Source organism: Clostridium sp. C105KSO13 (assembly GCF_001517425.1).
Classification (GTDB): domain Bacteria; phylum Bacillota; class Clostridia; order Lachnospirales; family Lachnospiraceae; genus Muricomes.
The window spans coordinates 1-7,676 of record NZ_FBWL01000105.1; the positions used below are offsets into that span (position 1 = coordinate 1).

Below are 7,676 nucleotides of genomic sequence, written 5' to 3' on the forward strand. Positions count from 1 at the left end.
TACATCTCAAAGAGAAATTGACTACAACAAATTTAGTGATGAAGTTCAATTTTACTATAACAGATCTAAGGGGCGTTATGGTGCTATTAAGATACAGCGAGATCTTGAAGAGGCTGGTATCCCATGTTCTGTCAAAAGAGTGCAAAGACATATGGCTAAGCTAGGTCTTCGCAGTGTTGTAGTACGCAAATATAAGTATCAAAATAATCAGGGTAAGGTTCCTGATGATAAGGAAAACATACTAAATCGTGATTTTAATGCTACAACAATAAATCAAAAATGGGTTACTGACATAACGTATATACATGTTCAAGATGGAGGCTGGACTTATCTAGCATCAGTGATGGACTTATATAATAGAAAGATCATTGGTTATTCATACGGCAAAAACCCAACCGCCGAATTAGCTAAAAAGGCGGTAGAAAATGCATGTCTCAATGTAGAAGATACTACAGATATTATTCTTCACAGTGATTTGGGCAGCCAATATACAAGCACCGTATTTGAAGATATGATCATAGAAAAAAATATGAAACATTCCTTTAGTAGAAAAGGAAATCCCTATGATAACGCTTGTATAGAGTCCTTCCATTCAGTATTGAAGAAGGAAGAAGTATATCTAAATACATATCATACATTTGAAGAGGCTGAAGCAGCTCTCTTTGAATATATTGAGTCTTGGTATAACCGCAGAAGGAGACATAGCGCACTGGATTATAAAACCCCACAGCAGGTTGAAGATGAGGTTCTTGTAGCTTAAAATCTTTCTCTACGTATTAATTTTATACAGAGAGAAAAAGTTCAACTTTTTGTGTCCAAGGTATTGACATAGGTCCAGATGATACGGCGTCTTCTTAAAAAACGAATGGCGTTCATTAAAAAGGCCGTGATGCTTTCACCACCTATCCCGATTAAGGCAAGCATGGCTGCAGGAAGCGCTGTCATGCAAAGAATGATAATCCGGACAGTCAAAGAAAGCGGCAGGTGCAGCACCGGCACGGTAATTGCAGCGGCCAGGACTCCGCCCTCAATGGCATTTCGGATTTTAAAGGCACCGCCAAAAAAGGTGCCGCGTTCAATGAAGTTTCTGGGGATAAAGGCTACATTTGATTCTTCTGGCTTGCTCATGGCTTTGCCTCCTCTGTTTTTGGTTCTGCTGGTTTGCTTTCTTGTGGCTCGTCTTTGGTGTCGTCGTAACCTCCTTCTTGCCGGAGTTCAATTTCTTCCGATGTGACAGAAGGGAGGGTATCATCCATTTCCAATTCGTATGTCCTAATCTCAGTGCTTATCTGCCGTTTTTCTTCCCCAAAGAAAAAAGCACCCAAAGTGGTGCTGTAATAAACGGGGAGCAGTGTGTCATCTGAGAGCCGGAACATAAAGCAGGTGGTGTTCTTATCCGGATAACCGGTTTTTTCGGGCAGGAAGGTAATCTTGTCAATCGCCCCTTTCTCACTTCCCTCAAGGTAAGAGGCAAACTGTGATTTGATATCCGCAATCTGCGTATCCGCGAAGAATTGGCTCAGCTCATCAAAGCTTGAAAAGACCAGCTTTTTGTCCGCTGCCGCAGAGCCTTCCGGCTTCTTTGATTTATCTTGGGATATGGGAGCTTTATCCTGTGTGGAAGGATTTTTCTTTTGGACCTTCCATATTGTGGGAAGCACAATCCCTGCAAGGATTAAAACAATCATCAGTAAAATAGAGAGAATCAATTTTTTTCTGCTCATAGGTCCTCCTTTATTTTTTCTCAAATATCCAATATTTGTTGGATGTGACATGAACTTCCGACATCATGTCAAATTCACGCTGGATGTAGTTCTTGGATGCATTATCGTTTGGGTCGTTTACCAACACCTTGCCGCTTGCGGTGACGCCGCGCAGGACAATAAAATGCCCGCCGCTGGTAAAGAGTCCGGGGCGTTGGGAGCTGATTACCGGTCGGCCTTCGGATAGTGCGCGAAGAACGGTATTGGGATCCCCTGTTTCCGTTACAGTTCCGCAGCCGAAGTGTGTGGCTGCCGCCTGAAAGTAACTCCAGTAGGTCCCGACACCCGCCTTATAATAGGAATTGCCACACCATGCAACCGCATCCGGCGGTGTTATGGTCGTGCCGGTTAAATAACTGGCTATCATGGCAAAGGAAGTGGGTCCGCACCCGCTGGATGCGATGGAACCGCCGCCATAAGGGATATGGGAGTAATCTGTCTGCAGGTAGTGGGGAATCTGTATCCCGTTTGCCGGATAAGTTCCGCCGGTAGAGGTAATCTGATAGTAGCGCAGCACATGATCCACATATTCCTTGTCTCCATAAATACTGTAATGCCAGTTTGGGCGTGCACACATCATATCTGAAAAGGCGATAGCGTTTTCTTTTGTATAACCGCCGTCCCGGGCAATCGCCCAGTCTATGTAACCGGAACCAAAATTATAACCCTGTAAGGCCAGCTTTATCCGGTCAAGGTCAGTGGGTCCGGTACATCCGGCTTTATCCAGGGCATATTTCAGTTCCTGGATTCCGCATTCGATGCTGTATTCCGGATCCGTAATGCCGTTTGGAACCCGGGGATAGCGGGTGTTAAATGCACCCTCAGCCGCCTGCATCACATCCAGATAACGACCCCCGCTTTCCTGCATCATCACTGCAAGAATGAGGTCCACATATTGGCTCATGCCATATTTTGCAGCGACCTGTGTGACCAGCGGGCGGTAAGCGAGCACCTCCTCGGATACATTGACGACAGTGGCAACGCCGCTGGAATCAGCGCCATAGAATAGCGTCAGATTCTCTGCATAAGAGGATGCAAGGTCTTTTTGCTTCTCGGACAGATGGAATACGTGATCCGCAAAATAAGAGTCTCCCGCATACTTTACCGTGTATGTGTGCCGGGTAAAGGTAACGGTCTTCGTCTGGGGTTCTGCGGCTGCATCAGGAGTTCCCTCCGCCCCGGAATCCACGGTGACTTCCATGGTTACGGTTTCTGTAGTTACATCATAAGAAAAAAGCCCTTCCTTATTCTCTCGGATGACTTTTTTTAGTTCGCCCACATTTATGTCCTGATAATTATCCCTGCCGGCACAAAACTGTGCGATAAGCTGGTTGGCATTGATGGAAATACTGTAGGCATATGGGTCCGCAATGCTGGCTGTGTCACCCTGGGGAAGATTTGCTATGGCTGCATTAATCTCGGAGAGTGTATCATCATGGCATTCCTGCAGCACTTCTACGATTGCCTGGTTTGCAGTCCGGAGATTTTCGCTGATGAGCGTATTATCGTTTAAGGCACCCGTATCATCTGTCAGGTTTCCAAAAATCAGCCCGGGGAGCATGACAATAAATAATACAGGAAGCATCAACAGACTGATGATGACAGTCAACACCTTTGTTAAGTTATGGCGGTTATGAAGTGCAGCACCGATTACGGCGCCAAATGGACCGCCAACTGCAGCCCCTTTTGCCGTTTTTGACAAAGCGGAGGCTGTTTTCAGTAATTTTAAATGCGAGATGGCAGATGCGCCTACGTCAGCTGCTTCTCCCAGACCTGATTGCTGTTCGGGCATGTTTAAATCCGCTCCTTTCTTGGCGGTGTGGGCGGAAGCTGCTGGGTAAGGGATTCATGGTAGGCAATCGAACCATTGCTTTTTTCATAAGGTGTTTTGGAAACAGTATCCTGAGCGTACTGCTTGTACCAGGTGGCACCGTCTACGCTTTTCACGGTGTCAAACTCTCCTTTGCTTGGAGCCATATACTGGTCCGCGTTATACATTGCAAAGTCCCGGCTGCCAGAATCGCTCTGTTCTGTACCGGTAATTCTGCCTCCTCCGATTTCGATATTGCTATAGGAAGGGATTGCAGGAGCAGTATCGGGGGAAGAACCCTGCATGCCGCTTGCCGGTTCGGCTGCACCCGGATGTTCCGGGTTCAGTCCCATATAGGATGTAAATGCTTTGGAGGCATCATCACCTTTGATGGAACCCACCTGACCATAATTTCCATGGGCAATCTTGCTGATTACATTGTTGGCAAAATCCCCGCCCTTATTTAAGGAAGACTGGTACAAGCTGCTTCCAAGTCCGCCTTCGGAGTATCCGGTTGCGCTGTTTACCGCGCTTCGCTCGGCTTGCCTTCCTACGGAACCTGCCAGTCCGCCACTTAAAAAACTGCCTCCAACTGCAGAGGAACCAGGGGAAGCAGAGGAACCACCGCCCCGATGGGAAGCACCTCCGCCCCGAAAGGTGCTGGAGAGGCTGCGCCCGGCAATGAGTAATTCTGCCATCATGTTCCCGCCGGTATTGCCTACGTTGATGCCCAGTGAGGAGAGAAAACTGTCAATTTTTTGTGAGACTTTCAAAAAGGCGATCGCACACAGGAACCATACAAAGACGTTTCCAGTGACGGCTTCTTTTCCATTGGCAGAGACTGCCTGCTCTACTTCAGCTTCCGTAAGCTCCGCAGCAAAGACGGACATCGTGTTCATCATTACCATGCAGATGAGAAGTACTGCCAGTATCAAGAATTGTTTTCTGTGTTTCATAGTGTCCTCCTTTCTTTAGAGTGAGAGCGGGTTTGCAAGGAATGTGCCAACCATGGAAGTGAACAGTCTCAGGCACCATGCATTCATCAGTAACAAAAAAAACTGGCCGCCAAGCATCCGGCACCAGCTTTTGAATATATTTCCGGTGGACTGGGAGGAGCCTGTGGCAAAAGCCACGGGAGCCGTGTAGACCAGCACACCCAACAGGATGTAGCGCTCAGCTGCTTCAAATAGCAGCTTGATATAATTCCATGCCAGGATCAGGACGAGGATTAACGCAATCAGAGCTACCGCACCATTCGCGCACACGCCTAAAATGACAGTGATGACAGAATTGAAATCCCCGAACTTTAGACTGGGAAGGTCCTCTGTCAGAATCCAACTGTATGGAGTGCCTGCTATGTTAAGGAGCAAATCCACAATATCCTTTGCATAAAAGGTAAGGAACAGGAAAAGGAAGCTCCTCATGGAAAGTTTGATAGGATCCTCTGCTTCGATTCCAGCCCCCAGAAAATAATTTTTAAATAATTGCCATACCCAGTTCAATAGGATTAAACCGATTCCAAGCGCCAGAAAAATCTGGTACATGGTTTCGGCCGCCGGGAAATAGCGTAAAAAGGTATCCATGGAACAGCCAAGCGCACCCAGGACAGAGGTAGTAATCAAATCGAGGATGTTCATCACCTGCTCGGCAATCCATTCTACAATTCCGTCTAATATTCCCATAAAATCTCCTTTCCGGGCTTAGCCATTCCACTTTCCACCTGCGAAGAATGGGGTGATATATGCCATGATGAAGCCAAGTCCATTTAGGATTGCCCACGTGATGATAATCCGCTTCAGCCAGGCACGGGATTCATCTACGGTCTTACCGCTTTTAGAGAAATTCATCAAAAGCAGCGCCACAGATGCGGTAACGACAGCTGCAATCGTGGAAATCAGCACAATCTGGTTATAGACATCCTTCATAATCTCAGATGCCTTGTCCCATATGGTGGCAGCATGTACCGGCAGGACATTCCCAACAAGTAAGGTGGATAGAAGGAATCCCAGATATAGATACCTGCCGTAATTGATATGGCGCCTGCTTTTTGGGGCGTCCTCCTTCGTGTTATATAAGTTCACGTTGCTAAAACCTCCTTTTTTGAAAACGGGCAGAGTGGGTTACCCTGCCCGCGGGCTTATAGTTTTCATGCCTCAAGCCGGTTATTCCGGCATAAAAAGCAGCCCGGCCAATACGGACTGCTTTTCATAAGAACCATATGAAGTTGTAAGCATTCTCACCTCCTGCAGATAAAAAATGCAGCTAATATCAAAAGAGAGGCTGGGTCTTTGATATTGCTGCGTCATTGTACTGCATATAATTTTGACAATACCTATTCTATCATGGGTAAATTCCCCCAGCAATTGCATTACCGTGTCAAGTTGTGACAATTTAATGCCATTGCAAATGTAAAGAAGGAAAGCGTAGAAAGGGTTGCCGAAACTCACTCTAACAGTGTTATCAATATAATTCTAGCAGATACTGTATGGACATTCAGAAACAAAATATACTTAGTACAAGCAACTAGCACTGAGAGTGTTATGGATGGGGACTCAAGGGAGGCATGTAATGAAGGGTATCGGAAGAAAAATACAGAAATGCAGAGAAAATGCAGGCTTCACACAGGAACAACTTGCAGAAAAGGTAGATATCAGCACCAGCTATGTCAGCGCAATTGAGCGTGAAGCGAAAGTCCCTACATTGGAGATATTTGTAAAGATATTAAAGTGTGTAGAAGCAGAACCAAATGATATATTGGCTGAAGTTGTCCCGATTCAGACAAAGGAGAAGTGTTCCAGCTTGGAAGAGCGGATGAAAGCATTGCCGGTAAAAAAGCAAAAGATGGTGCTTCGTATACTGGAAGTGATAATTGAAGAGGCGGAAAAGTGATAATCTGTCTGCATGTGAGTGCAGGCAGTTTTTTTAGGCGTGATATGCAACATAAGACGTAAAATACATCCATAAAGTGTATTATATGATGAAAATGGCTCGCGGGTTTGGTATAGTAATACTGATGGTATTAGAGAACTAAGTCTATAAGGAGAGCTGTGATGAAGAAGTATGGTATAGGAGTGTTGCTGTGTGCGCTAGGAGTACTTATTGGTTTTGGTGCAGGGAAGGTAACAGATTATAGTGGTGAATCACCAAAGCCACAGATTCAAAAAACAGAAACGTACCCTAAGAAAACTTGGGAGAATAAGGAACTGGAACCTGCCAAAAGCAAACTGAAGGATACTAAAAAGTGTTGGCTATGTGGAAGTGATAACCGCAGCCTGATGGGCTTTTTTCGGAAGTTTGACAGCCTGGGAATCATCTGTGTAAATAACTGGTATGTTCTTGACATGAGGATACGTAATCAGGACGAAGGCGGGAATTTCACAGCAGCAACAGGCGGTGTGCGTTCCGGGCATACCGGGACAGGAGAAGGAGGCTGCTCTTTTTCTACAGATCAGATGTCTGACCGTGGGATTTCCACAGTCAAGATTTCATATGGCGAGGATAGGGTATTTGATGTAAAGAAGGTGCAGAAGCACTTATGTCAGGGGTGTTTGGATAAACTGCTGGAGTCTATGGAGACATATGGATATGAAGGGGAAGAACCCAGGCCAAACGATTTATGTCTGGTGGATTTTCAAACTCTGGAATTATATCCGCTTCAGGAACATAATCGTTCCTACTTTATCCGTGATTATTATGTGCAAGTGGATGCCGGGGAAGAAGAAATGAAGGTTCAGGCAATTTATGCACCTGAGTTGAATTATGGAGAAAAATCTGAAAATAATTATGAGAATTAATAATAAAGGGGGACTTGATTTCTCGCATCCCCCAGTGTATAATCAAAACAAGAAAGGTAATCAGATGCAAGATCTGATGCCCTCAGTCGAGGGCGTAAATTTTTCTGTGTCTGGCAAGTCAGGAACTGCCTGATTTGAATTAAATATGTATTGGTTTTGATGTCGGTTTAATTCGAAATTCTATTGTCGAATTTTATTTCTATCTATAGTATTACCGCATCTGAAAATTTTATACCTTTTTTCGAAAAAATTTCATAGCAAATAAGACATCTATATTTGTTTTTCATGGGCTCTGCCCACACCCGGCCT

Annotated in this window: 9 protein-coding genes; 3 read left to right on the forward strand and 6 right to left on the reverse strand. The window is 45.3% G+C overall.

The window, feature by feature from the left end; all coding sequences use genetic code 11:
* On the forward strand, positions 1-760 hold a 760-nt coding region (locus tag BN3456_RS00745; protein WP_141654480.1), incomplete at its 5' end, for an IS3 family transposase.
* 41 nt (positions 761-801) lie between these two features.
* Here the strand turns inward: BN3456_RS00745 and BN3456_RS00750 are convergent.
* Genes BN3456_RS00750 through BN3456_RS00775 form a run of 6 tightly spaced genes read right to left on the reverse strand, consistent with a single transcriptional unit; the run spans position 802 to position 5,582 of the window.
* Complete coding sequence (locus BN3456_RS00750) at positions 802-1,128, reverse strand: cell division protein FtsW (RefSeq protein ID WP_089982057.1); 327 nt, start codon at positions 1,126-1,128, stop codon at positions 802-804.
* Positions 1,125-1,724 (reverse strand): DUF5038 domain-containing protein, encoded by a 600-nt coding sequence (locus BN3456_RS00755; protein ID WP_176699064.1) that lies wholly within the window; start codon positions 1,722-1,724, stop codon positions 1,125-1,127. Before BN3456_RS00755 ends, BN3456_RS00750 begins: the two co-directional genes overlap by 4 nt.
* A gap of 10 nt (positions 1,725-1,734) precedes the next feature.
* The gene (locus tag BN3456_RS00760; protein WP_089982060.1) at positions 1,735-3,555 is read right to left on the reverse strand and encodes a lysozyme family protein; all 1,821 of its coding nucleotides are present in this window, start codon (positions 3,553-3,555) and stop codon (positions 1,735-1,737) included.
* 2 nt (positions 3,556-3,557) lie between these two features.
* Entirely contained in the window at positions 3,558-4,529 is a 972-nt protein-coding gene (locus BN3456_RS00765) for a hypothetical protein (RefSeq protein ID WP_089982061.1), read from the reverse strand.
* A 15-nt stretch (positions 4,530-4,544) separates the two neighbouring features.
* Positions 4,545-5,255, reverse strand: a complete 711-nt coding sequence (locus tag BN3456_RS00770) for a hypothetical protein (RefSeq protein ID WP_089982063.1) — start codon at positions 5,253-5,255, stop codon at positions 4,545-4,547.
* An 18-nt stretch (positions 5,256-5,273) separates the two neighbouring features.
* On the reverse strand, positions 5,274-5,582 hold the full coding sequence (locus BN3456_RS00775) for a fimbrial protein (protein ID WP_242862766.1): 309 nt from the start codon (positions 5,580-5,582) through the stop codon (positions 5,274-5,276).
* Between the two features lie 559 nt (positions 5,583-6,141).
* On the opposite strand from BN3456_RS00775, the gene BN3456_RS00785 reads away from it, so the two are divergent.
* Both BN3456_RS00785 and BN3456_RS00790 read left to right on the forward strand, forming a co-directional pair.
* The gene (locus tag BN3456_RS00785) at positions 6,142-6,462 is read left to right on the forward strand and encodes a helix-turn-helix domain-containing protein (protein ID WP_089982068.1); all 321 of its coding nucleotides are present in this window, start codon (positions 6,142-6,144) and stop codon (positions 6,460-6,462) included.
* A 161-nt stretch (positions 6,463-6,623) separates the two neighbouring features.
* On the forward strand, positions 6,624-7,367 hold the full coding sequence (locus tag BN3456_RS00790) for a hypothetical protein (protein ID WP_089982070.1): 744 nt from the start codon (positions 6,624-6,626) through the stop codon (positions 7,365-7,367).
* Positions 7,368-7,676: the final 309 nt, after the last annotated feature.

What these genes read in the sequence shown, in the direction of transcription:
- BN3456_RS00755 (WP_176699064.1), bottom strand. Translation starts at nt 1,724, where the DNA reads ATGAGCAGAAAAAAATTGATTCTCTCTATTTTACTGATGATTGTTTTA.
- BN3456_RS00785 (WP_089982068.1), top strand. Translation starts at nt 6,142, where the DNA reads ATGAAGGGTATCGGAAGAAAAATACAGAAATGCAGAGAAAATGCAGGC.
- BN3456_RS00760 (WP_089982060.1), bottom strand. Translation starts at nt 3,555, where the DNA reads ATGCCCGAACAGCAATCAGGTCTGGGAGAAGCAGCTGACGTAGGCGCA.
- BN3456_RS00790 (WP_089982070.1), top strand. Translation starts at nt 6,624, where the DNA reads ATGAAGAAGTATGGTATAGGAGTGTTGCTGTGTGCGCTAGGAGTACTT.
- BN3456_RS00750 (WP_089982057.1), bottom strand. Translation starts at nt 1,128, where the DNA reads ATGAGCAAGCCAGAAGAATCAAATGTAGCCTTTATCCCCAGAAACTTC.
- BN3456_RS00765 (WP_089982061.1), bottom strand. Translation starts at nt 4,529, where the DNA reads ATGAAACACAGAAAACAATTCTTGATACTGGCAGTACTTCTCATCTGC.
- BN3456_RS00770 (WP_089982063.1), bottom strand. Translation starts at nt 5,255, where the DNA reads ATGGGAATATTAGACGGAATTGTAGAATGGATTGCCGAGCAGGTGATG.